The organism is Pseudomonas lini (assembly GCF_964063345.1).
Lineage (GTDB): Bacteria > Pseudomonadota > Gammaproteobacteria > Pseudomonadales > Pseudomonadaceae > Aquipseudomonas > Aquipseudomonas lini_B.
In genome coordinates, this window is record NZ_OZ061318.1 from 3,819,711 (window position 1) to 3,844,055 (window position 24,345).

General features: G+C 58.8%; 24 protein-coding genes. 16 read left to right on the forward strand and 8 right to left on the reverse strand.

What is annotated here, in order from left to right; genetic code table 11:
• Positions 1-62: 62 nt before the first annotated feature.
• The 3 genes from asd to AB3226_RS17290 form a co-directional block, all read right to left on the reverse strand.
• Positions 63-923 carry an archaetidylserine decarboxylase gene (asd, locus tag AB3226_RS17280; protein ID WP_367373937.1) on the reverse strand — a complete coding sequence of 287 codons (861 nt, stop codon included), beginning with the start codon at positions 921-923 and terminating at the stop codon, positions 63-65.
• A 19-nt stretch (positions 924-942) separates the two neighbouring features.
• Positions 943-1,758, reverse strand: coding sequence for a rhodanese-like domain-containing protein (locus AB3226_RS17285; RefSeq protein ID WP_367373938.1), 816 nt, complete (start codon positions 1,756-1,758; stop codon positions 943-945).
• A gap of 202 nt (positions 1,759-1,960) precedes the next feature.
• Positions 1,961-3,493 carry an HDOD domain-containing protein gene (locus AB3226_RS17290; protein WP_367373939.1) on the reverse strand — a complete coding sequence of 511 codons (1,533 nt, stop codon included), beginning with the start codon at positions 3,491-3,493 and terminating at the stop codon, positions 1,961-1,963.
• Between the two features lie 165 nt (positions 3,494-3,658).
• Between AB3226_RS17290 and motA the strand changes: the two genes are divergently transcribed.
• The 7 genes from motA to ltrA all read left to right on the forward strand — a co-directional run bounded on the left by motA (position 3,659) and on the right by ltrA (position 10,441).
• Positions 3,659-4,510, forward strand: coding sequence for a flagellar motor stator protein MotA (motA, locus tag AB3226_RS17295; protein WP_367373940.1), 852 nt, complete (start codon positions 3,659-3,661; stop codon positions 4,508-4,510).
• A 3-nt stretch (positions 4,511-4,513) separates the two neighbouring features.
• Positions 4,514-5,542 carry a flagellar motor protein MotB gene (gene motB / locus AB3226_RS17300; protein WP_367373941.1) on the forward strand — a complete coding sequence of 343 codons (1,029 nt, stop codon included), beginning with the start codon at positions 4,514-4,516 and terminating at the stop codon, positions 5,540-5,542.
• Positions 5,543-5,545: 3 nt separating this feature from the next.
• On the forward strand, positions 5,546-5,755 hold the full coding sequence (locus AB3226_RS17305) for a hypothetical protein (protein WP_367373942.1): 210 nt from the start codon (positions 5,546-5,548) through the stop codon (positions 5,753-5,755).
• Positions 5,756-5,968: 213 nt separating this feature from the next.
• Complete coding sequence (locus tag AB3226_RS17310) at positions 5,969-6,238, forward strand: hypothetical protein (protein ID WP_367373943.1); 270 nt, start codon at positions 5,969-5,971, stop codon at positions 6,236-6,238.
• Between the two features lie 211 nt (positions 6,239-6,449).
• Positions 6,450-7,604 (forward strand): hypothetical protein, encoded by a 1,155-nt coding sequence (locus AB3226_RS17315; RefSeq protein WP_367373944.1) that lies wholly within the window; start codon positions 6,450-6,452, stop codon positions 7,602-7,604.
• On the forward strand, positions 7,598-8,359 hold the full coding sequence (locus AB3226_RS17320) for a hypothetical protein (RefSeq protein WP_367373945.1): 762 nt from the start codon (positions 7,598-7,600) through the stop codon (positions 8,357-8,359). Before AB3226_RS17315 ends, AB3226_RS17320 begins: the two co-directional genes overlap by 7 nt.
• Positions 8,360-9,019: 660 nt before the next feature.
• Positions 9,020-10,441, forward strand: a complete 1,422-nt coding sequence (ltrA, locus tag AB3226_RS17325; RefSeq protein ID WP_367372100.1) for a group II intron reverse transcriptase/maturase — start codon at positions 9,020-9,022, stop codon at positions 10,439-10,441.
• 74 nt (positions 10,442-10,515) lie between these two features.
• Here the strand turns inward: ltrA and AB3226_RS17330 are convergent, their stop codons facing one another.
• The 4 genes from AB3226_RS17330 to rsgA all read right to left on the reverse strand — a co-directional run bounded on the left by AB3226_RS17330 (position 10,516) and on the right by rsgA (position 13,616).
• Positions 10,516-11,001, reverse strand: a complete 486-nt coding sequence (locus AB3226_RS17330; RefSeq protein ID WP_367373946.1) for a toll/interleukin-1 receptor domain-containing protein — start codon at positions 10,999-11,001, stop codon at positions 10,516-10,518.
• Positions 11,001-11,960 (reverse strand): caspase domain-containing protein, encoded by a 960-nt coding sequence (locus tag AB3226_RS17335; protein ID WP_367373947.1) that lies wholly within the window; start codon positions 11,958-11,960, stop codon positions 11,001-11,003. The genes AB3226_RS17330 and AB3226_RS17335 overlap by 1 nt, the downstream gene beginning before the upstream one ends.
• Positions 11,961-11,963: 3 nt before the next feature.
• The gene (locus tag AB3226_RS17340) at positions 11,964-12,371 is read right to left on the reverse strand and encodes a TIR domain-containing protein (protein ID WP_367373948.1); all 408 of its coding nucleotides are present in this window, start codon (positions 12,369-12,371) and stop codon (positions 11,964-11,966) included.
• A gap of 213 nt (positions 12,372-12,584) precedes the next feature.
• Positions 12,585-13,616: a small ribosomal subunit biogenesis GTPase RsgA gene (rsgA, locus tag AB3226_RS17345; RefSeq protein ID WP_007902636.1), complete on the reverse strand. Its 1,032-nt coding sequence runs from the start codon at positions 13,614-13,616 to the stop codon at positions 12,585-12,587.
• Positions 13,617-13,723: 107 nt separating this feature from the next.
• Between rsgA and orn the strand changes: the two genes are divergently transcribed.
• The gene (orn, locus tag AB3226_RS17350; RefSeq protein WP_008068863.1) at positions 13,724-14,266 is read left to right on the forward strand and encodes an oligoribonuclease; all 543 of its coding nucleotides are present in this window, start codon (positions 13,724-13,726) and stop codon (positions 14,264-14,266) included.
• A 234-nt stretch (positions 14,267-14,500) separates the two neighbouring features.
• Complete coding sequence (locus AB3226_RS17355; protein ID WP_030128339.1) at positions 14,501-15,112, forward strand: trimeric intracellular cation channel family protein; 612 nt, start codon at positions 14,501-14,503, stop codon at positions 15,110-15,112.
• Between the two features lie 89 nt (positions 15,113-15,201).
• Here the strand turns inward: AB3226_RS17355 and queG are convergent, their stop codons facing one another.
• Positions 15,202-16,290, reverse strand: coding sequence for a tRNA epoxyqueuosine(34) reductase QueG (gene queG, locus AB3226_RS17360; protein WP_367373949.1), 1,089 nt, complete (start codon positions 16,288-16,290; stop codon positions 15,202-15,204).
• A gap of 63 nt (positions 16,291-16,353) precedes the next feature.
• Here queG and AB3226_RS17365 point away from each other — a divergent pair, with 63 nt between their 5' ends.
• From AB3226_RS17365 to hflX, 7 genes are all read left to right on the forward strand, one after another.
• On the forward strand, positions 16,354-17,853 hold the full coding sequence (locus tag AB3226_RS17365) for an NAD(P)H-hydrate dehydratase (protein WP_367373950.1): 1,500 nt from the start codon (positions 16,354-16,356) through the stop codon (positions 17,851-17,853).
• Positions 17,841-18,317 (forward strand): tRNA (adenosine(37)-N6)-threonylcarbamoyltransferase complex ATPase subunit type 1 TsaE, encoded by a 477-nt coding sequence (gene tsaE / locus AB3226_RS17370; protein WP_367373951.1) that lies wholly within the window; start codon positions 17,841-17,843, stop codon positions 18,315-18,317. Before AB3226_RS17365 ends, tsaE begins: the two co-directional genes overlap by 13 nt.
• Positions 18,318-19,745 (forward strand): N-acetylmuramoyl-L-alanine amidase, encoded by a 1,428-nt coding sequence (locus AB3226_RS17375; protein WP_367373952.1) that lies wholly within the window; start codon positions 18,318-18,320, stop codon positions 19,743-19,745.
• An 8-nt stretch (positions 19,746-19,753) separates the two neighbouring features.
• The gene (mutL, locus tag AB3226_RS17380) at positions 19,754-21,652 is read left to right on the forward strand and encodes a DNA mismatch repair endonuclease MutL (RefSeq protein WP_367375810.1); all 1,899 of its coding nucleotides are present in this window, start codon (positions 19,754-19,756) and stop codon (positions 21,650-21,652) included.
• Positions 21,652-22,623 (forward strand): tRNA (adenosine(37)-N6)-dimethylallyltransferase MiaA, encoded by a 972-nt coding sequence (gene miaA, locus AB3226_RS17385; RefSeq protein ID WP_367373953.1) that lies wholly within the window; start codon positions 21,652-21,654, stop codon positions 22,621-22,623. Before mutL ends, miaA begins: the two co-directional genes overlap by 1 nt.
• A gap of 94 nt (positions 22,624-22,717) precedes the next feature.
• Positions 22,718-22,978 carry an RNA chaperone Hfq gene (gene hfq, locus AB3226_RS17390; protein WP_007902656.1) on the forward strand — a complete coding sequence of 87 codons (261 nt, stop codon included), beginning with the start codon at positions 22,718-22,720 and terminating at the stop codon, positions 22,976-22,978.
• Between the two features lie 12 nt (positions 22,979-22,990).
• Positions 22,991-24,292: a ribosome rescue GTPase HflX gene (hflX, locus tag AB3226_RS17395; protein ID WP_008009827.1), complete on the forward strand. Its 1,302-nt coding sequence runs from the start codon at positions 22,991-22,993 to the stop codon at positions 24,290-24,292.
• Positions 24,293-24,345: the final 53 nt, after the last annotated feature.

The window sequence follows — 24,345 nt, forward strand, 5'->3', positions numbered from 1 at the left end:
CCTTCGGCAGCTCCTGCAGGGGGATGCGCCGCCCGGAAGAAATTCGGAGCGGCGCATCCGGGTCAGGCAGTCGGCAAACCGATGCCCTGGCCCATCTGCACTGGCGAAAGAGCGCCCAGCCCTTCAGCCCATTTCACTTGATCCGGCCCAAACAGCACGACCGCTGTAGAGCCGAGCTTGAAGCGACCCAGTTCCGCGCCTTTCTCCAGATGGATCGGCGCACGGGCGGCTTCGTCGTAACGGAAGGTTTTCAGCTCGCGCTTGGGCGGTGTCACCAAGCCGGCCCAGACCGTTTCGATCGACGCCACAATCATCGCGCCCACCAGCACCACGGCCATCGGCCCGCGCTCGGTATCGAAAATGCACGCCACACGCTCGTTGCGAGCGAACAGTTCCGGTACGTTTTCAGCGGTGGTCTGGTTGACCGAGAAGATACGGCCAGGAATGTAGACCATTTCGCGCAGAGTGCCGGCCAGCGGCATGTGCACGCGGTGGTAATCCTTGGGCGACAGGTAAATGGTGGCGAAATCACCGCCCATGAATGGCGCTGCGTTGGCTGCGTCACCACCGAGCAGTTCCAGCACGCTGAAGCTGTGGCCCTTGGCCTGGAAAACGCGACCGTGTTCGATCGGGCCGAGCTGGCTGACGGCTCCGTCGGCCGGGCTGAGGATCGCGCCTGGGGTTTGGTCCAGCGGGCGAGCGCCATCTTTCAAGGCACGGGTGAAGAACGCATTGAAGTGCTCGTAAGCCGTCAGGTCTTCGACCAGCGCCTGGGACATGTCCACTTGATAACGCTTGGCGAACCAGGCGGTTAAGGCGTTCTTGAACCAGCGCACGCGGCATTCGGCAATGCAGCCGGCCAGTCGCGAGAGCAAGTGGTGGGGCAGCAGGTATTGGCTGAGGATAAACAAACGCTTATTCATTAACTGTCCTTAAAAAACCTTAAATCTCTACGGGCGTGTCGGGATGGTTGCCCCATTCGCCCCAGGAGCCGGCGTAACCTTTGACTCGCGGATAACCGAGCGACTTGGCTACTAGATACGTGAAGCCAGAACGATGGTGAGTCTGGCAGTGGGTAATGACTTCTTTGTCTTTGGTGATACCGAGTTGTTCCAGGATTTTCGGCATGTCGGTGCGGATGCGCAGGTTGCGCGCCTGATCCATGCCGGCTGTCCACTCGAAATTGACCGCGCCGGGAATGTGCCCGCCCTTGGCCGCCAGGACTTTTTCGCCGGAGTATTCCAGCGGCCCGCGTGCGTCCCAGATTGCCAGGTCGGTGGCACCGAGACGGCTTTGCAGGTATTCGCGGGTGGCGATGGGTTCGTCGTGCAGGGTCAGGGCGATCGGGTCGCCGACCGCTGGCGGGATCTGGATCGACATGGGCAAGCCTTCTGCCAGCCAGGCTGGCAGGCCGCCATCGATATAGTGATACTTGCTGTGGCCGATGACATCCAGCAGCCAGATAAAGCGCCCGGCCCAACCGCCGCCTTCGTCGTCATAGACGACGTAGACCGCATCGGGGTTGTGGCCCAGTTCGCCGAATAATGCTTCAAGCGCGGCTTGGGTCGGCAGCAGGCCTGGCGCAGGCGCCTGACCCAGTTGAGTACGTTTTGGATCGACAAAGCGTGCTCCGGGGATATGCCCTGCGGCATAGCGGGCGCTGCTGGTCAGGTCCACCAGAATCAGTTCGCGGGAGTCGAGACGCGGGAGCAGGTCGCTCGGCTCGATCACCAGCGCCAAGCCAGAGAAGTCAGACATGTGAGGTCTCCAGAGCACAAAGGGAGAGGATTGTAGCGCAGCGTCATGAGGGTCTGTTATCAGTTATTTCGGCCAGCCCTGTGGGAGCGAGCCTGCTCGCGATAACGGAGGGTCAGACAATATTGATGCTGAATTTACCGGCGTCATCGCGAGCAGGCTCGCTCCCACAAGTGTGCGCAACTTAACTGACTGGCATCAGGCCCTAGCGGTGGCTAAAGCTGTGCAGGGCCTTTTCGATGCACTGTGCGGTTTTGCCGAATGCTTGCACGGTAATTTCCGAGAACGGCCCGCCACCCTGATCCGCCACCACGATCATGATCACCCGACCGTTGTTGACCAGGGAGCGCAGCAGCAAGTGCTCACCGCTGAACTGTTTGCGCAGGCTGGCCGGCAACAGGGCCGAGAATTGTGCGTTGTTGGCTGGCGTCTGGCGCACCTGGGCCTGTTGCGCGAGCAGGCGCTGCAGCACGGTGCTTTGGTTGACCACCAGGTTCAGGCCGGCGACTTCTTTTGGTAGCCCGGCAGTCTGATGCACGCGCAGATTGGCGTGCGTGCGGTCGGCCATCAGAATCATCACCCGCCGCATGCCACACGCCACCAAGGCGTCTCGGGCCGATGTGGTCAAGTGCATGGCATTGGTAAAACGGCTCGGCTCCACCAGCAGTTCGGCGCATTGTTTACGCCACTTCGCCAGGTCTTCGGCGGTGGGTGCCGGGGCCGGCAGCAAACCAGCGTGCACACGGTTCATGCCCGAAGGCCAGATCAGCGCTTCGGCCGGGTGCCAGAGGTCTGGCATGGCGTGGTGGCGGGCGCTGTTAGCGGCCTGTTGGTGCAATTGTTGTTGCACCTCATCCATCGGCATTTGCAAGTAAAGGCTGGCCAGGTACTGCCAGCGTTCACAGTGGGGACTGTCCCAGGCCTGTTGTGCCGACAACGCCAGACCATTGGCCAGCAGCACGGTATTGGCTGGCTGATTGAGCCAGCGTCGTAACGTAGGGTCGTCATCGAGGCGGTTCTGTTGGCGCAATGGGTGATCGCTATCGCGAGCGATGCGCAGGACTTTCACCAGTTCGCGTTGTTCGCTGCGCAGCAGCCGATAACCCTGCTGCACCCAGATCGGCAAACGCCAGGTGTCCACCAGCGCCAGACAGATTTCCAGCAGGCGTACACCGAACAATTGCTTTTCGACTTTGCGCGCCGACTCACCTTGATGGATGACCCGCAGCTCCCATTCTTCAAGCAATTGTGGATGGGTCAACGCCATGGGCCACAGCGGCGAAAGAAACAACAGGCTGCCCCAGTGGATGTCCTGCCACAACCGCGCCAGGCGACCGGCAAAAAAACCATTGGCCTGTTGGGTGGCGTGCTGGCTGATCAGTTGAAGCTGGCGCAAGGCGACAGGAATTTGCGATTCGGATTCGGCGGGCAGGCGCTCGAGCAATTCTTCGGTGCGTTTCAAGCCGAGACGATTGATCGCCACTTCAAGGTTTTCAGCGGGCTCGGTCATGCTGCCATGGGTGTGGCGGTTGGCTTCGCGAATCACGCTCAAGGCCAGGGCCGGGCTGTCCTGCATCAGTTCGGCGATGTCTCGCAGTGAACTGCGGTTATCGCGGATGGCTTTGCTGACCCGATCGTGACTGGCTTGCGGAACCGGCAGGCGCACACCATCGAGAAGCTTGACCCAGCCTTCGAGCGTGGTTGGTTTTGGCGTTGGGACGTTCGTTTCGTTAGCCATGTCTGGACGCAATCATCGTCTGCATTACCTATCCCCGCGCGGGTCAAAATAGCTTTTCGCCTGAACTGGCTATAGTCTGGCGCAGTTTTGCCGATAAGTAGAAGAAGAGATTTTTTAACTTCCGAATATGACCTTGAACCCGACTCAGTAAGTGCTCTCCTACCTATGGCTAAAATTATCGGCATCATCGTCGTATTCGCGAGCGTGCTCGGCGGATACGTGCTTTCCCACGGCAAGATTGCCGCTCTTATCCAGCCTTTCGAGGTGATGATTATCGGGGGGGCGGCCCTTGGCGCATTTCTGCAGGCCAACCCTGGTTACATGACGATGCATGTGCTCAAGAAGTCCTTGGGCATGTTCAATTCGCGTTTCAACCACACCTTCTACCTGGAAGTGCTGGGCCTGATTTACGAGATCCTCAACAAGAGCCGCCGCGAAGGTATGATGGCGATCGAAGGCGACATCGAAGATGCCGCCGCGAGCCCGATCTTCGCCAAGTACCCGGCGGTGCTCAAAGACGAACGCATGACCGCGTTCATCTGCGATTACCTGCGCATCATGTCCTCCGGCAACATGGCTCCCCATGAGCTGGAAGGCCTGTTCGACATGGAACTCTACAGCCTCAAAGAAGACCTGGAACACCCTGCCCACGCGGTGAACGGCATTGCCGACGCCATGCCCGGTTTCGGTATCGTTGCGGCGGTACTGGGTATCGTGGTGACCATGGCTTCCCTGGGTGAAGGCGATCAGAAATCCATCGGCCTGCACGTGGGTGCGGCCCTCGTCGGTACCTTCTTCGGTATTCTCGCAGCGTACGGCTTCTTCGGCCCATTGGCCACGTCCCTGGGCCACGATGCCAAGGAAGAACTGAACGTCTACGAAGCCATCAAGGCTTCGCTGGTCGCTTCGGCGTCCGGGATGCCGCCGTCGCTGGCGGTGGAGTTCGGTCGCAAGGTTCTGTACCCGGCGCACCGTCCTAGCTTCGCTGAGCTGGAACAAGCGGTTCGCGGTCGCTAAGTCATGGAAAATAACCAGCCGATAATCATCAAGCGCGTCAAGCGCATCGCCGGCGGGCATCACGGGGGGGCTTGGAAAATCGCCTTCGCGGACTTCGCGACGGCGATGATGGCGTTCTTCCTGGTGCTGTGGCTGTTGTCCACGGCAACGCCGGAACAGAAGATCGCCATTGCCGGTTACTTCAAGGATCCGGTCGGGTTTTCCGAAAGCGGCACGCCGTACATCATCGATCTGGGCGGCACGCCGACCCTGGCGCCGGAGAGCACCCTCAACCCCGAGGTGAAATCCCAGCCTCAGCCAGACAAGGTGACGATCGACTCCGAACAGGTCGAAGGCATGGCCGAGCAGGTCGAGAAAGAGCGCCTGGAATTGCTGCTGCAAGAGTTGCAGAACAAGGTCGAAGAAAACCCGCAGTTGCAGAAGTTCAAGGACCAGATCCTCTTCGAGATCACTCAGGACGGTTTGCGCATCCAGATCGTGGACGCCGAAAACCGCCCGATGTTCGACTCCGGCAGTGCGCGTCTGAAGCCGTATTTCGAAGACATCCTGCTGGCCATGGCTGACACCATCAAAGCGGTGCCGAACAAGATCAGCATCAGCGGCCACACCGATGCCAAGCCGTACTCGGGCACCGGCGATTTCGGTAACTGGGAACTCTCGGCCAACCGCGCCAACGCGGCTCGCCGTGCATTGATCGCCGGCAGCTATCCGGACTCTCAAGTAGCGCGAGTCGTGGGCTACGCCTCGTCCGCGTTGTTCGACCGGGAAAACCCGTTCAACCCGGTCAACCGCCGAATCGACATCGTCGTGCTGACCAAGAAAGCCCAGCGTGCCATCGAAGGTTCGCAAGGTGCCGAACCCGCGCCAGTGCCGACGCAAGGGCAGGGTGGCCCAGGCGAAGTGCCTGCGCCGCCAGTCGATCCGAACGCATTGCCGGCGGATAAAGAACCGCTGCCGGCTCATGAGCTTCGGGAACGTTTGAATCTGTTTGATGCTCCTGCGCCGAAACCGGGTGAGCCGCCCAAGCAGTGATCCATGAAAAAGCCGACAGCGATGTCGGCTTTTTTGTATCTATTGTCGCGGACAATCAATCCTTGCCACAGCTGCAACGGCGAAACCTCTGGAGTGGATGCCGCTAATCATTTTCGTGGTGTCACGAAAATGATCGAGATCGGCAAAGGCGGGCAGGGATTGTCGATCTGGAACTTGAAAAAGGCAGTAACGAACGGAAGGCGGATTGATTGATTCACCGTGCGGTGGGCTGACGCTGCCAGCGGTAAAAAATCAAGGAGTGAGGCTTGTTAGGAGAATGGTGTAGGACAGTTCCGAGGCGTATTGGCCGGGTTTTACTTCCCCAGGTTGCTCGCCTATAGTTCGCCCGTCGCCGACGAATCGGCGATCGATCTTAGCCGGTCGAAACAAAGATGGAACCTCACCCAAGTGACCGGAGTTAGACCTATGGCTAAGTATCACCCTCTGCAAGGCAATTTCAGCGTCGGCCCGACTCTGTATATCGACACCGAAGCCAAAGCCTCGGATTTCCTCGAAACCGCCACCCACCGAATCAAAGCCGCGCGCAATCTGCTCAATAGCGTCACCTGCCTGTGCATCAAAAACGCCGAAGGTCACGATCTGGAGCATTTCGCCAATGCTGCACACATGTTGATTCAGGACGGCTGTGACGCCTTGGATGCGCTGGGCTGGAAGCTGGAAAAAGCTGCACGTTGAAGACTGGAACGTCGCGATCGTCGCACATTTGGTCGCGGTAGAGGTTGTAAATAACTTTCTCCCTACCGCGACTGTCATTCGCTCCCCGGCTATTATTTTTTATGTCGCTTCGCAGAGACTCTACATCAGAAATCACGGAAGAATATCAGGAATTTTGCACGCTATCAGAGCCTCTGATATCGTGATGAAATCGTGATACGGAAGAATGACCATGGTTGATTTTACCAGCTACGACCACGACCTCTATGAGAGGCGCGATCTGATCGAGCTCAAGGTCTATGTAGAGAGCGTGCTAGGCCTAAAGCTACGCTTAAAACCGTGGGAACACGTCAAAATCCTTCCATATGCGCTGCGTGATCGATACGAGTTTTTTGTCACGGAAATCTTAGGGGGCAGGTGTCTCATCCTCAAGGAACGTCCACAACGGGAAGCTAGCGTTGCGGATGTCGCCAAGCATATGCAGGCAATCAACAAGCTGCTGGCGAAGAAGTCGCCCGAAACCAGTGACCTCATGGTTTTCGTCACAGACACGCTCCCGAGCTATGACAGAAAACGACTGGTCGAGAAAGGCGTCCAATTCATCGTGCCGGGAAACCAGCTTTATCTTCCCGCGCTTGGAATGGATTTGCGTGAGTATTACAGGCAGCGCCTGGAAAAACCTCAGGTACTGAGCCCTGCCACTCAATCCATGCTTATTCAATTCTTGATCAAAGGATGGCAGTCCCGGCTACTGACCACTCGCTCTACTTTCGAGAAATCCTTTACCTACGCGAAAATGACCGTCACCAGAGCCATCAAAGAGCTGACCGACCTGGACATCGTTCAGCCTGGAAAGGAAATGGGTGAAGCCGCGATCTTTTTTCACTTGCCTCCTAAAGAGACTTGGGAAATGGCGAAAGACTACATGCGTACGCCGGTCAAAAAAACGCTTTGGTTAAATGCAATCCCTGAGGCGTTTGAGACCCCAATGCTGTTGGCGGGGGAGGCGGCCCTGGCAGAGAGGAGCCTACTCGCCGGTCCAAAAGTACCTTGCTTCGCAATGACGACTGCGCAGTTCGAGCATATTCGAGAACTCGCTCAGTCTGATCGCCGCCAAAAAGTGAATACGGCATATGAGGTAGAGATCGGCTTCTGGGGCTCAACCTCAAAGACGGCTAAATCGAAATTCGAGACCACGTTCCCCTATTTTGAGGTACCGCAAAACCATGCAGCATGCTGCATACAGTTTTGGAGCTATGACCCACTGCACAGCAATATGGCTACTGGGACTGTAGATCCATTTTCTCTCTATCTAAGCCTCAAGGATGACCATGATGACCGCGTGCAAATGTGTCTGGATGAAATGATGGAGAACGTGAAATGGTAGTGGGTATCGAACGGTTTCGAGAGTATTTCAAAGACTATCAGGGCAGCTACGTTCTGATTGGCGGGGTGGCAGCATCCATTACCATGGAGCTTCTGGATGAGCCATTTCGAGCCACCAAGGATTTGGATGTCGTACTGGTCGTTGAGGCTCTCAATCGTGAGTTCGTAGGTCAGTTCTGGAAGTTCATCAAGGACGGCGGGTATGCCATTCGCCAAAATGGCGACAGCGAAGGGGACTCCCCTGTTTTCTATCGCTTCCAGGATCCTCAGGACAAATCCTTTCCAGTTCAGATCGAGCTTTTTTCTCGTGTACCAGATGGCCTGGAGTACGAAGAAGCGGCCAGAATGACCAAAATCCCCGTAGAAGAGCAAGCCGCAAGCCTTTCTGCGATCATCCTCGATGATGAGTATTACAACTTTCTCCTGGCCGGCGTCGATCACACCCAGGAAATCAGTCACATTGGGGCCGATCGGCTCGTTCCGCTCAAAGCTCATGCCTGGCTTAACAAGAAGGCGCAGATCGAGAACGGCGTACGAGTGGACAGTCGTGATATCAATAAGCACTTCAGAGATGTGATCTTGCTTTCTGTCGGTCTTACAGAAGGAATGACCAAGCTCCCTGAACGAATGGCTCTTGATTTGAGGTCATTTCTCAGCCAAGTGCCCGCTGAGCTTGCGTCAAACCCCCGAGGTTACAAAGGGGTGGACGCCGACCGTTTGATCAAGACCATTCAAGAAGCCTTCGGCCTCAATTAATTCATTTTTTTCGCACGGTATCACAAGCGCTGATAGCGTGCGTAATGCCTGTTATTTGGCCGTTAAGAGGGCTCTGTAACGCCGATTTTTGGGCGTAAGGTGTGGTGGCTGGTCGATTACCGCTCAACAGCATCGCTTGCTGTGCGTCAGCTTCTGTCCAGCGCATTCAAGGCGTCGCAGTCGTCCTGATTGTTGAAGATCAGAAAGCCGCGATCATCGCGGCTTTTTTGCACGTGCGCCAGGCATGGCGCGTTGCGCGCAAGCGCAACCAGCTTGGCTGTGGTGGCCTCGCTGGTGACTTGGAGGTGAAAGTCCTCTACACACCCGGCAAGGGGAAGTGTTAGCCAGAGGCAAGGGTGTCGCGGGTGACCGCGAATCTGAAGGAAGCCCGAGGCAAAATGCTGGCCTGACGAACAGCAAGCGGATAGAGGCGGCGCAGCGGGGTAAAGGGGCGTGTTTCCCTAAAGCCCAATACTTGCACGGGACGCTGCGACGTAGATCCGACAGGCATAAGCAGGAAGGTCGCGCGAATTACCCTGGGAGATCTGCACGTTTGCCACAGTGCTACCGAGCGTCGAGAGGCGACGGGATGAACGTGCAGAAGTCAGCCGAGGCCGTAGTAAGTGGCGAATAACCCCGTCACCAAGGGCTGAACAAGTTATGCCGCCAGTAGGCGTCAAAGTCTCGTTGAATACCGAAATGCAGAAAGTTCTCCAAGAGAAGACTGTTACTCCGAGTCCCGGACAGTATCCGAGGATGACGGCTGACAGCGCACAGGTATCGGCGGCGTCTGTGACGTGGACGAACGCGGAGCCGGACACGCTGATGGAGCGGGTGCTTGCACCGGTCAACCTTAGGCGTGCGTATCAACGTGTGGTCAGCAACAAGGGCGCACCGGGTGCCGATGGCATGACGGTCGACGACTTGGCGGACTACGTGAAACAGTATTGGCCGACCCTCAAGGTGAGGTTGCTGGCCGGCGAGTATCACCCGCAGGGTGTACGCGCCGTTGACATCCCCAAACCCAAAGGTGGAACACGGCAACTGGGTATTCCCAGCGTCGTGGATCGCTTGATCCAACAGGCACTGCTGCAACAGCTCACGCCAATCTTCGATCCTCTGTTCTCGGACTACAGCTACGGCTTTCGTCGGGGTAGAAGCGCTCACCAAGCCATCGAAACCGCTCGCGGCCACGTGGCAGCGGGTCACCGCTGGTGCGTGGAACTTGATCTCGAGAAGTTCTTTGATCGGGTCAACCACGATGTCCTGATGGCCTACGTGGCGCGTCAAATCGAAGACAAGCGTGTGCTCACGCTGATCCGTCGTTACCTCGAAGCGGGAACGATGTCGGGCGGACTCGTCAGCCGACGGCAGGAAGGGACGCCGCAAGGCGGCCCGCTCTCGCCGTTGCTGTCGAACATCCTGCTCAACGAACTCGACCGCGAACTTGAACGGCGAGGCCATCGCTTCGTGCGTTATGCCGACGACGCGAACATCTATGTGCGCAGCCAGCGAGCTGGCACACGGGTGATGGCCGGTGTTGAGCGTTTCCTGAATCAGCGCCTGAAACTGACGCTGAACCGGGAAAAGAGCCACGTAGCACGGCCTTGGGTCTGCGACTATCTGGGTTATGGGATGAGCTGGCATCAGCAACCGAGGCTGAGAGTGGCGACGATGAGTCTGGGTCGCTTGCGCGACCGGTTAAGAGACCTGCTGCGCGGGGCGCGGGGCCACAAGATGGCGAATGTCATCGAACGGATAAACCCTGTACTGCGCGGGTGGGCAGGCTACTTCAAGCTCAGTCAGAGCAAACGGCCACTTGAGGAAATTGACGGCTGGGTGCGGCGCAAACTTCGCTGCGTCGTCTGGCGTCAATGGAAGCGGCCCTCAACGAGGGCACGTAACTTGATGCGCCTGGGGCTTAGCGAAGCTCGCGCCTGCAAATCAGCCTTCAATGGCCGAGGCCCATGGTGGAGCTCGGGAGCATCTCATATGAATCAGGCGCTGCCGAAGAAGCTATGGGATCAACTTGGGTTGGTCTCGGTACTGGATACGATAAACCGGCTTAGCCGCATAGCTTGAACCGCCGTATACGGATCCGTACGTACGGTGGTGTGAGAGGACGGCGGATGTAAATCCGCCTCCTACTCGATCTGTCAGAAACCGCGTCGGATGCGGTTCTTGAGTTGGTCGTGGAACAGGTCTGCATTACCTTTGTAGATTCCGCGAACCGACTCACTGATCGATTCCAGTCCTGTCGAGCGTTTGGTTATCACCTCCTCACGATAAGCATCAATGAAAAAATTGATGTCCGTATCGCCACTCAGTTTTGGCCATTTGTCGAGGTACAACGGTAAAGCGCTGGGGCCAATCTGGTACGAGCAAATCCGTCGGTTGCTGATGGTCGCTTCGCCGATTTCGAACGGCACCCACCAGGAATGTGCGGTCCTCTCAGAAACGACTGCGAGTAAGTGTGTGCATTCTGTGATGTTGCGGGTGATCACTCCAGTGATGTCGTCGGTTGTCTGGGACTCCGGATCCAGCACATCCAGGTAAGTTTTGATGTTTGCCTGCTTCAGACGGGAGTTGATGGCGATGGCGTGGGGCCGATCGCTATGGCGGTAGCTGATAAACACAGGCATCAGAAATGTCCCTTGATCGCGAGTTCGCGGTAATAGGCGCCGAGCGCTGTGAGGCGGCAACCGGTGGAATGGATGGCGGCGTAGTACATGTGTTCGGCGTCCACCGGTTCGACCAGGCTGTGGCGATTGCACTTTTGCAGTTGGGCGAAGACTTCGCCGTGCACCGGGTCGAACGTGGCTTCGGTAGGTTCGTAGCTGGGGTCGAGGGCAAACATTGACTCCGCCTCTTCGAACCAATCGGGCAGTTTGCGCAGAATCTCTTTGGGGATCAGCGGTGAGACCTCTCGCAATGAAATGAACTGCGACACATTGGTCTTGAACACCGGGCGCTGTTCCCACGCGTCGAGAGCGTTGTCGACGAATGAATAGAGGCTGCCAGGGGTAATCTTTCCCAATATGTTCGCGGCGCCGCCGTGCAGGGCTTGCAGTAACAGCCCCGTGAAGACCCCATGGTTGGCGCCCTCCATTGCCGGTTCTTCCTTTTTGCACGCGGTGAGGATGGTCATGCCTTCGCACACCATGCTGCTTTCGCTGCGTAGCGCCCGCACTTCGCCCGCCGAGCCTGCCTGGCAGCAGTCGAGAATAATCACTTTGTTTTTGATTTTTACGGCTTTGGTCGCCCAATTCAGGATGTCGCTGATGCGAATTCCATCCTTGGCGGATTTGTAGTCCTGGGGGATCAGCATGCCTTCGTCCGTATCGACGTCGAAGTTGCCGTGACCGGCGAAGTACAGCAGTGCAACGCTGCAATCGCCTGAAAACAATTCCTGGATATGCCCTTCGAGCTTTTCACGGCTCAGATAATCTTCGGCGGAGGTCAGGACCAGGTTCTTGAAATTCGGATCGCCATTGGCGTCGGTTTTCAGCACCGAAGCCATGGCCATCGCGTCGTTGTTGCAACCACTCAGTTGTGAAACATGGCTGTAGTTATTAATGCCGATGAACAGTCCCTTGCGCATGGTTCAGCCCGCCGCGTGAGTACGAATGGCGCTGATGATGCTGTTGGTGTTCCACGCACACTCCGCGTGCGCCGCCCGGCGTACCACCGTGGAAATCCGCTCCGCACCAAACGGCTTGATCGCGATGATCACCTTGTTCATGCGCCTGGCGATCTCGATTTCCTTGTTGATCCACTTGCTGTAGGTCGAATACATCCCCGCCATGATCAGCACTGCCGAGCAGAGCCGAATCTTGTTTTCGATGGCTTCTTCAAGTTGTTTGTCGGTTTTCGCGCCGATGATCGGGTTGTCCGGCGGCACAGAAAAATTCTTGAACGTGAAGCCGGGTTTCGCATTGAGCAGGCGGACCAGATTGTCGTGGGCGTCTGAGTAGTTCCACGAGTGGCTGATGAACAAATGATAGGTTTGCATGGCTGTCCCTCGGTATCGCCAGAAATGCGATGAGGGCTCGAATGTATGCACTTGAGTGGCCGCAACAAGGTCTTGGCGGTTAAAGAGACGCGTCCTTCAGGCAGGCGCGAAGAAGCCTTACAGAGAGGTCTGACGTTTAATTGAGGGAGTTTTTGTAGGACGCCACGAACGACCTACCGCCCCGTAATAGTCAGGGGCGGTTGGCACGTCTGTTTAATAGCTGCTTTCAGGCAAACTGGCGATGATCGAGCGGTAGCTGTTCATCCGTTGCTGCTGCACGCGGCCTTCTTCAAGAGCCTTGAGCAGGGCGCAACCCGGCTCGCGGTCGTGCTTGCAGTCGCGGAAGCGGCAGGTGCCGATCAGGTCGTTGAACTCGATGAAACCGGCTTCGACGTCGGCGCGGCTGACGTGGCCCAGGCCGAATTCCCGAATACCCGGGGAGTCGATCAACTCGCCGCCACCGGGGAAGTGGAACAGCCGCGCGGTGGTGGTGGTGTGGGTGCCCTGGCCCGACAGCTCGGACAGCGGGCCGACACGGGTGTCGACTTCCGGCAGCAGGCTGTTGACCAGCGACGACTTGCCGACACCGGACTGGCCGACGAATACGCTGATGTGCCCGTCCAGCTGCTTCTGCAACTGCTCCATGCCATTGCCGTGGTGGGCCGACACTTCCAGCACCGGATAACCCAGCGTGCGGTAAACCGCCAGCAAGGCATTCAGCGCCGGGGCGTTCTGCTCGTCGATCAGGTCGAATTTGTTCAGCAGCAGCAACGGCCGAATACCCGCGTGTTCCGCAGCGACCAGATAACGGTCGATCAGGTTGGCGTGAGGCTCGGGCAGCGGCGCGAAGACGATAACGATCAAGTCGACGTTGGCCGCCACCGGCTTGAGCTGGCCACGGCTGTCGGGACGGCAGAGCTCGGTTTTACGCGGCAGTTGCGCCACGATCACGCCGATGCCCTGGTTGCCGGCACGCCACACAACCTGATCGCCGGTCACCAGCGCTGGCAGGTTGGCGCGCAAATGGCAACGGAACACCTGGCCGGCCAATTCACCATCGAGGGCCTCGACTTCGACCTGCACACCGAAGTGCGCGATCACCAGGCCCGTCTGTTCCGGACCCAGGTCGCCGCCTTCGAGTGCCTCGACAGCCGAGGACTCGCGTTTGGCGGCGCGGGCAGCGCGCTCGCCCTGAATCTTTTCGATGCGCCAGTTTTGACGACGATTGAGTTGGCGTTTGGCCATGGGTGTTCCGTATCGAGAATGCAGCGATTAGGTAAAACGGCCGCGAGTTTAGCACGCCCGATGGCCTCCCTAGGCTAAACTGCGCTCCTACGCCGAGGAGCCGACTCATGCAAAACCCGCTGAACCTGATCTGGATCGACCTGGAAATGACCGGTCTGAACCCTGATACCGACGTCATCATCGAGATGGCCACCATCGTCACCGACAGTAATTTGAACACCTTGGCCGAAGGTCCGGTGATCGCCATCCATCACAGCGACGAGATCCTCGCCGGCATGGATGAGTGGAATACCCGTCAGCACGGCGGCTCCGGGCTGACCCAGCGGGTTCGCGACAGCCGCATCAGCATGGCCGAAGCCGAAGCCGAGACCATCGCCTTCCTGGAAAAATGGGTGCCGAAGGGCAAGTCGCCGATCTGTGGCAATAGCATCTGCCAGGACCGTCGCTTTCTTTATACCCACATGAAGTCGCTGGAAAGCTACTTCCACTACCGCAACCTCGACGTGTCGACCCTTAAAGAGCTGGCCGCGCGCTGGGCGCCGGACGTACGCGACAGCTTCAAAAAGGGCAGCACCCACTTGGCCCTGGACGACATCCGCGAATCGATCGCCGAGCTGCAGCACTACCGCAAGAATTTCATCAAGTTCTGATTGGGCATAGGGTGGGCTTTTGTGGCGAGGGAGCTTGCTCCCGCTCGGCTGCGCAGCAGTCGTAAAGTCAGCCGGCGCGGTCTATCTGAAGAATCGCTCTGTCAGCAAAGGGGCCGCTCCGCGGCCCAGCGGGAGCAAGCTCCCTCGCCACAGGTTCTCTGTGCTTTCTCTTGCCCTCTTTTGGTGCCGTTCCTAAATGGCTAGACTGCGCGCCTTCTTGTAAGGACCGCCACCATGTTGCTGATGCTCTACCTGATCGCCATTACCGCCGAAGCCATGACCGGCGCCCTGTCTGCGGGTCGTCGCGGCATGGACTGGTTTGGCGTGGTGCTGATTGCATGCGTCACGGCGCTGGGCGGCGGTTCGGTGCGCGACGTGCTGCTCGGCCACTACCCGCTGACCTGGGTCAAACACCCGGAATACCTGGTGCTGACCTCCGTCGCGGCGATGCTGACGATCTTCATCGCCCGCTGGATGCGTCATCTGCGCTCACTGTTTCTGGTACTCGACGCGGTGGGTCTGGTGGCGTTCACCCTGATCGGCTGCATGACTGCCCTGGAAATGGGCCACGGCATGCTGGTGGCCTCGGTCAGCGGTGTGATCACCGGGGTATTTGGCGGCATCCTGCGGGACATTTTCTGCAACGACATCCCGCTGATCTTCCGTCGCGAGCTCTATGCCAGCGTCTCGTTTGCCGCAGCGTGGTGCTATCTGCTTTGCATCTACCTGCAATTACCCGGTGAACAGGCGATCCTGATCACCCTGTTCGGCGGCTTCCTGCTGCGTTTACTGGCGATCCGTTTCCACTGGGAAATGCCCAAGTTCGTTTATAACGACGAGGCTTGATCGAAGGTTGCTGGTCGTGTGTGCGATTTACTCTTAACGGGGTAATTCGACTTCAAATGGGGTAATTCATCGTCTAATTACCCCATTTGTTAAGTGCGTGATCCATTGTTACCAGCGCGTTGCTCATGTTGTTTCAAGGCCCATTCCACGTGTTCGCGCACCAGTTCCGACGGATAGTCCCGCCGTGCCTTCAGTGCCTCCAGCACCGGAATGCTCGACGGCGCATTACCCAGGCCCACCGCCAGATTGCGCAACCAACGCTCGTAACCCGCGCGTCTGAGCGGCGAACCTTCGGTGCTGCTGAGAAACTTGTCCTCGTCCCACATGAACAGCTCAGCCAGTTCGGCGTTGTCCAGATTGTGCCGCGGTTTGAAATCGCTTTCGCCGGAAGGCCGGGCGAAGCGGTTCCACGGGCAGACGATCTGGCAGTCATCGCAACCGAACACCCGGTTGCCGATCAATGGCCGCAAATCTTCGGGGATCGCGCTCTTCAGTTCGATGGTCAGGTACGAAATGCAGCGTCGGGCGTCCAGCACATACGGACCGACGAAGGCGTTGGTCGGGCAGATGTCCAGACAGGCGGTGCAGCGCCCGCAGTGTTCGGTGGCGTGGGGCGGGTCGACCGGCAGCGGCAGGTCGACGAACAGTTCGCTGAGGAAGAAGTAGCTGCCGGCCTTGCGATTCAAGACCAAGGTGTTTTTGCCGATCCAGCCAAGGCCAGCCTGTTCTGCGATGGCTTTTTCCAGCACCGGGGCGCTGTCGACAAAGGCGCGATAGCCGAACGGGCCGATCACCGCCTGAATTTTTTCCGCCAGTTGTTGCACGCGTTTACGGATCAATTTGTGGTAATCGCGGCCCAAGGCATAACGCGAGACGTAGGCTTTTTCCGGTTCGGCCAGGCGTTTGGCCATTTCGGTGTCGCCCGGCAGGTAGTCCATGCGCAGGGAAACGACCCGCAGGGTGCCGGGCACCAGTTCTTCCGGGTGTGAGCGTTTGCTGCCGTGGGCGCCCATGTAATCCATTTCGCCGTGGTAGCCGGCCGCGAGCCAGCGCTTCAGGTGCTGCTCATGCTCGGCCAGGTCGAGGCCGCTGATGCCGACTTGCTGAAAGCCCAGCTCGCGGCCCCAGTCCTTGATGGATTGGGCGAGGGCGGGCAGGTCTGTGGTAATAGCGGGCATGAGACGAGAGAAACCGGAGCTGAGATGCGTATAATTCTGCCAGACATCGGAGCCTGAAGACGCATGCCGCACACTAAAGATGAATTACCCGACGCGCTGTATAGCGCCGCGCAAGTCCGAGGGCTTGATGCGAGCCTGATTGCGGCCGGTACACCGGGCTTCGAATTGATGCAGCGTGCGGCGCGGGCGACCTGGCGCGCGCTGGTCCGTCATTGGCCAACGGCGCACGAATTGAGCGTGGTCACCGGCCACGGCAATAATGCGGGCGACGGTTACCTGGTGGCCGTGCTGGCCCGACGTGCCGGCTGGCACGTGCGGGTGCTGGCCGCCGGTGATCCCGGGCGTTTGCAGGGCGATGCTGCTGCAGCCCATGCCGAGGCAGTAGCCGAGGGCGTCGCCATTCAAGACTGGAACGCGCACTGCGAATTACGCGGCATTGTGCTGGATGCCTTGCTTGGCACTGGCCTGACCGGTGAAGTGCGCGAGCCATACGCCAGTGTCATCGCCGGGATCAATGCCAGTGGGCTGCCGGTTGCAGCGGTGGATATCCCCTCGGGGCTGTGCGCCGATACGGGGCGCCAGCTCGGCATTGCGGTTCGTGCGGACCTGACGGTGACGTTCATCGGTTTGAAGCTGGGCCTGTTCACCGGTGACGCTGCGGATGTGGTTGGCGATTTGGCATTCAATGATCTGCAAGCCGCGCCTGAGACGTTTATCGGGGCCACGGTCAGCGCTCGTCGCCTGACGGCCGCTAATGTGCCCCGTCCGACCGGTCGCGCTCCCACTTCCCACAAAGGCAAATTTGGCCACGTATTGCTGATCGGCGGTGATCGCGGTTTTGGCGGCGCCATCCTGCTCGGTGCACAAAGTGCTTTGCGAAGCGGCGCTGGCATGGTGTCCGTAGCCACTCGTAGCGAGCATGTTCCGGCTGCTCTGGCGCGATTGCCGGAAGCTATGGTGCTCGGCACTTCGTCGGCCAATCAATTGATGGGGCTGCTTGAGAAGGTCACGGTGCTGGTCGTCGGCCCAGGGCTTGGGCAGGCAGCCTGGGGGCGCAGTCTGTTGTCGGCCGCGGCCAATGCGCCGCTGCCGCAAGTCTGGGACGCCGATGCGTTGAACCTGTTGGCCGAAGGTGGCGTGAGTTTGCCCGCAGGTTGTGTTATCACGCCGCACCCTGGCGAGGCGGCGCGATTACTGGGGGTATCAACGGCGGAAGTTCAGGCCGACCGCCCGGCCGCTGCCCATGCATTGAGCAAAAAATATACAGCGGTGGTGATCCTCAAGGGCGCTGGCAGTTTGATCGCCAGCCCCGACGGTCGTCTGGCGTTGTGTCATCAGGGCCATCCGGCCATGGCATCTGCCGGTTTGGGCGATGTGTTGGCCGGGCTGGTCGGCGCCTTGCTCGCGCAGGGCATGGACGCGTACGACGCGGCATGCCTGGCGGTCTGGCTGCACGCCAATGCCGGCGCGCAACAAAGTGAATTCGGCCGTGGGCTGGCGGCCAGTGATCTGATTCCAGCCATTCGTCAGTTGTTGGAGGAGCAAGCACCGTGTCTGAAGTAACCCTGTACCTGGCTGATGAAGAGGCGATGAGCGCATTGGGTGCGCGCATCGCACAAACCACTGAAGGGCACGGTCTGATTTTTCTCGAGGGAGATCTGGGTGCGGGGAAAACCACGCTGTCCCGGGGCATCATCCGGGGCCTGGGGCATACAGGCGCGGTAAAAAGTCCGACCTTCACCCTGGTCGAGCCTTACGAGATTGGGGAGGTCCGCGCCTTCCATTTCGACCTGTATCGCCTGGTCGATCCAGAGGAGTTGGAGTACCTCGGCATCCGCGACTATTTCGAAGACGATGCACTGTGCCTGATCGAATGGCCCCGGAACGGTGCAGGCTTTTTGCCAAAGCCCGACCTGACCATTACCATTACCATTAGCCCGCAAGACAGCGGGCGTTCGCTGAAAATTTTGCCCCAAGGCTCGCGTGGCGAGTTGTGGTGTGCCGCTTTGGCATTGGAATCCAATTAAATGATGGGGTTAGGTATGCGCTTTCGCGCGTTGGTTGCTGCCGTAGGATTGTTGTTTCTGGCGGTGACCGTCGACGCTGTGGCCGAGACGAAGGTCAACAGCGTTCGCCTGTGGCGGGCTCCGGATAACACGCGACTGGTGTTCGACCTGACAGGGCCCGTCCAGCACAGTGTCTTTACCCTGTCCTCCCCGGACCGGTTGGTGATCGACATCAATGGCGCGACCCTCGGTGCGCCGTTGAACGTCAACACGTCGAACACCCCGATCACCGCCATGCGCTCGGCTCAACGTACGCCGACCGACCTGCGAGTGGTCATCGACCTGAAAAAGGCCGTCACGCCGAAAAGTTTTACCTTGGCGCCCAACGCCCAATACGGTAATCGCTTGGTGGTCGACCTGTTCGATAACGCCGCCGATGCCGCGCCAATTCCTGTACCGACCAACGTCGTGACTGTGGCCCCGGTGCCGGTCACTCCGGTAGATCCGCCGGTCAAGCTGCCGCCAGCCCCAGCCGGCAAGCGCGACATCATTGTGGTGATCGATGCCGGCCACGGTGGCGAAGACCCGGGTGCCTCGGGCTCTCGCGGTCAGCGTGAAAAAGACGTGGTGCTGGCGATCGCCCGTGAACTGCAGCGTCAGGTCAATGGCATGAAAGGCTTCCGCGCCGAGCTGACGCGCACCGGCGACTACTTCATTCCGTTGCGCGGCCGTACCGAAATCGCCCGCAAGAAGGGCGCCGATCTATTCGTTTCGATCCACGCCGACGCAGCACCATCGGCCGCCGCGTTCGGTGCGTCGGTGTTCGCCCTGTCCGACCGCGGCGCTACGTCGGAAACCGCCCGTTGGCTGGCCGACAGCGAAAACCGTTCCGACTTGATCGGTGGTGCCGGCAACGTCAGCCTCGACGACAAGGACCGCATGCTGGCCGGCGTGTTGCTCGATTTGTCGATGACTGCTTCCCTGACCTCCAGCCTCAACGTTGGCCAGAAAGTCTTGAGCAACATCGGTCGCGTCACGCCGCTGCATAAACAGCGCGTGGAGCAAGCCGGGTTCATGGTGCTGAAGTCGCCGGATATCCCGTCGATCCTGGTGGAAACCGGTTTTATCTCCAACGCCAACGAAGCTTCCAAGCTTGCCGCTGCGAACCATCAGCAGGCGCTGGCGCGTTCCATCAGCAGCGGCGTGCGGCAGTTCTTCCAGCAGAATCCACCGCCGGGCACTTACATTGCCTGGCTGCGCGACTCCGGCAAAATTGCTCAAGGTCCACGTGACCATCGGGTGAGCCCGGGCGAGACGTTGGCAATGATCGCTGTGCGCTATCAGGTATCTCCGGCCACCTTGCGTAATGCCAACAACCTCAAAAGCGATGAGTTGAAGATTGGTCAGACGTTGACCATCCCCGGCACAGAACTGGCGGCCAAAGAATGAACCAGGTGCTGACCAACGCTGCGCGCATCGAGCTGCTCAGCCCACGGCTGGCGAACCAGATTGCCGCCGGTGAAGTGGTTGAGCGCCCAGCCTCGGTGATCAAGGAGTTGCTGGAGAACAGCCTCGACTCCGGTGCCAAACGCATCGATGTCGATGTGGAGCAGGGCGGCGTCAAGCTGCTGCGGGTGCGCGACGATGGCAGCGGCATTTCCGCCGATGACCTGCCCTTGGCCCTGGCGCGTCACGCCACCAGCAAGATTCGTAATCTGGAAGACCTTGAGCAGGTGATGAGCCTGGGCTTTCGCGGTGAGGCGCTGGCGTCCATCAGCTCCGTGGCGCGTCTGACCCTGACGTCCCGCACTCGCGATGCCGATCAGGCCTGGCAAGTGGAAACCGAAGGCCGGGACATGGCGCCGCGCGTGCAACCGGCGGCCCATCCGGTGGGGACTTCGGTGGAAGTGCGCGATTTGTTTTTCAACACCCCGGCGCGCCGCAAGTTTCTCAAGACCGAAAAAACCGAATTCGATCACCTGCAAGAAGTGATCAAGCGTCTGGCGCTGGCGCGGTTCGATGTGGCGTTCCATTTGCGCCACAACGGCAAAACCATCCTCAGCCTGCACGAAGCCCACGATGACGCGGCCCGCGCCCGGCGTGTGGCGGCAATCTGCGGGGCGGGTTTTCTGGAGCAGGCGCTGCCGATCGAAATCGAGCGCAATGGCCTGCACTTGTGGGGCTGGGTCGGGTTGCCGACCTTCAACCGCAGCCAGGCAGACTTGCAATATTTCTTTGTGAATGGCCGCGCGGTGCGCGACAAGCTGGTGGCCCACGCAGTGCGCCAGGCTTATCGCGACGTGCTGTTCAACGGTCGGCACCCGACGTTCGTGCTGTTTTTCGAAGTCGATCCGGCAGGCGTCGACGTCAACGTGCACCCGACCAAGCACGAAGTACGCTTCCGTGACGGGCGCATGGTTCACGATTTCCTCTATGGCACTTTGCACCGCGCCCTTGGCGATGTGCGGCCGGAAGATCATTTGGCCGCGCCTGTCGCGACCGCCATTGTCCGGCCAACCGGGCTCGACGCGGGAGAGTTCGGTCCACAGGGTGAAATGCGCCTGGCGGCCAATGCGCTGCTGGAACAGCCTCAGGCCCAACCGTCGTTCAACACGCCGGCTGGCTCGGGCGCTGGTGCCGGTTATCAATATCAGTACTCTCCGCGACCTCAGTCCGGCGTGCCCGTCGCCGAAGCTCAAGCGGCCTACCGCGAGTTCTTCGCGCCGTTGCCCGAAGCCAATGCGGTAGCGCTGCCGGCCGGGCAGGACGACATTCCGCCGCTGGGTTACGCGTTGGCGCAGCTCAAGGGCATCTATATTCTTTCGGAAAACGCCCAAGGCCTGGTGCTGGTGGACATGCACGCCGCCCACGAGCGGATCATGTACGAACGCCTGAAAATCGCCATGGCCAGCGAAGGCCTGAGCGGTCAGCCGTTGTTGGTGCCAGAGTCCCTGGCGGTCAGTCAGCGCGAAGCCGATTGTGCCGAAGAACATGTCGCGTGGTTCCAGCGGCTGGGCTTTGAGTTGCAGCGTCTTGGTCCGGAGTCGCTGGCGATCCGGCAAATCCCCGCGTTGCTGAAACAGGCTGAAGCCAATCGATTGGTCAGCGACGTTCTGGCGGATTTGATGGAATACGGCACCAGTGACCGGATTCAGGCACACCTTAACGAACTGCTCGGCACCATGGCCTGCCACGGCGCGATTCGCGCGAATCGGCGTCTGGCCTTGCCGGAAATGAACGGTCTGCTGCGGGACATGGAAAACACCGAACGCAGCGGTCAATGCAACCATGGCCGACCGACCTGGACCCAATTGGGCCTGGACGATCTGGACAAACTGTTTTTGCGCGGTCGTTGATGAGCCAGCTCCCTCCTGCGATTTTCCTGATGGGGCCGACGGCTGCCGGCAAGACCGACCTGGCCATCGAACTCACCAAGGTTCTACCCTGCGAGCTGATCAGCGTCGATTCGGCGCTGGTTTACCGTGGCATGGACATTGGCACCGCCAAGCCTTCCAAAGAGTTGCTGGCTGAGTTTCCGCATCGGTTGATCGATATTCTCGATCCGGCCGAGAGTTATTCCGCTGCGGATTTTCGTCGTGATGCGCTTGAGGCCATGGCCGAGATCACCGCTCGGGGAAAAATTCCGCTGCTGGTAGGCGGCACAATGCTCTACTACAAGGCTTTGATCGAGGGGCTGGCCGACATGCCGGCGGCTGATCCAGACGTGCGTGCGCAAATCGAAGAAGAGGCTGCGCGCCTTGGCTGGCAAGCCCTGCATGATCAATTGGCGGTCATCGATCCGCAATCTGCAGCGCGAATTCATCCGAACGATCCACAGCGTCTCAGTCGTGCACTGGAAGTTTATCGCGTCAGTGGTCAGAGCATGACTGAGCTACGCTTGCGACAATCTGCGCAAAGTACTGAAGCAGCCGCTTCGGGACTGCAACAATTGCCCTATACTGTCGCGAACTTGGCCATCGCTCCGGCAAATCGCCAGGTACTGCACGAGCGCATTAAACAAAGATTCACAAATATGTTGGAACAGGGATTCATCGAAGAGGTCGTAGCCCTGCGAGATAGAGGTGACCTGCATTCAGGGTTGCCGTCTATACGTGCAGTGGGTTATCGACAAGTCTGGGATTACCTGGATGGCAAGCTGACGCAAGCCGAGATGCAGGAGCGTGGAATCATTGCCACGCGCCAATTGGCAAAGCGCCAGTTCACCTGGCTGCGCAGTTGGGCTGATTTACACTGGTTGGACAGCCTCGATTGCGACAATCTGCCGCGCGCCTTGAAATACCTCGGGACCATCTCCATATTGAGCTGAGTCCTTGCAATTGCCGTCTATCCTTGGGGGTGTGACGGCCCCAAGCCATTTGTTTACCTATTTTTTATATTGAATCCTTAAAGGAGTGCGGCACATGTCAAAAGGGCATTCGCTACAAGACCCTTACTTGAATACTTTACGTAAAGAGAAAGTGGGGGTTTCCATCTACCTGGTCAACGGGATCAAACTGCAAGGCACGATCGAGTCTTTCGACCAGTTCGTTATCCTGCTAAAAAACACCGTTAGCCAAATGGTTTACAAACACGCTATCTCTACAGTGGTGCCGGTTCGTCCAATTCGTCTGCCTAGCGCAACCGAATCCGAAGCAGGTGACGCTGAGCCAGGTAACGCCTGATAGGAGTCTCCTTTGTTCTTTGAGCGCCACGGTGGTGGTGAGCGGGCAATTCTCGTTCACTTGGATGGTCAGGACCCTGAGGCGCGCGAAGATCCGCAGGAGTTTCAGGAGTTGGCAATTTCGGCTGGCGCCGAGACCGTCGCGTTTTTTAACGTGCCGCGTCATCGGCCAACCGCCAAAACCCTGATTAGCAGTGGCAAGGTCGAAGAATTACGCGACCTGGTCAGCGCCGAACAGGTCGATCTGGTGATTTTCAATCACATCCTCACGCCCAGTCAGGAACGTAACCTCGAACGTATTTTCGAGTGTCGCGTGATTGATCGCACGGGTTTGATTCTCGATATCTTCGCCCAACGCGCCCGCACCCATGAAGGCAAGCTCCAGGTTGAACTGGCCCAGCTTGAACACATGAGTACGCGGCTGGTTCGTGGCTGGACTCACCTTGAGCGGCAGAAGGGCGGTATCGGTCTGCGCGGCCCGGGTGAAACCCAGCTGGAAACCGACCGGCGCCTGTTGCGGGTTCGCCTGCGGCAGATCAAGGGGCGCCTGGAAAAGGTCCGCAGCCAGCGCGAGCAATCTCGTCGCGGGCGCAAACGTGCTGACATCCCGACGGTTTCACTGGTGGGTTATACCAACGCCGGCAAATCGACGCTGTTCAACTCGGTCACCGATTCCGACGTCTTCGCCGCCGACCAGCTATTCGCTACCCTCGACCCGACCTTGCGTCGACTCGAACTCGATGACCTCGGGCCAATCGTGCTGGCCGACACCGTGGGCTTCATTCGCCACTTGCCGCACAAACTGGTCGAAGCATTTCGGGCTACGCTCGAAGAGTCGAGCAACTCCGACCTGCTGCTGCACGTGATCGATGCGCATGAGCCTGAGCGGATGGCCCAGATTGAACAGGTCATGGTGGTACTCGGGGAGATCGGGGCGCAAGACTTGCCGATCCTTGAGGTATACAACAAACTCGATTTGCTCGAGGGTGTTGAGCCGCAGATCCAGCGCGATGCCGATGGCAAACCGCAGCGGGTCTGGTTGTCGGCCAAGGACGGTACCGGCCTGGACCTGCTCAAGCAGGCTGTGGCGGAACTGTTGGGCAGTGATTTGTTTGTTGGCACCTTGCGCTTGCCGCAACGTTTTGCTCGACTGCGAGCGCAGTTTTTCGAACTCGGTGCGGTGCAAAAAGAAGAACACGACGAAGAAGGCATCAGCTTGCTGGCCGTTCGCTTGCCACGGATCGAATTGAATCGACTCGTGAGCCGCGAAGGTCTGCAACCGATGGAATTCATCGAGCAACACACTTTGCAATAAAAGCCTGAGAAAGCGGTTGTGCCGTGGTGACAGGCATTCTGTAGCATTGGTCG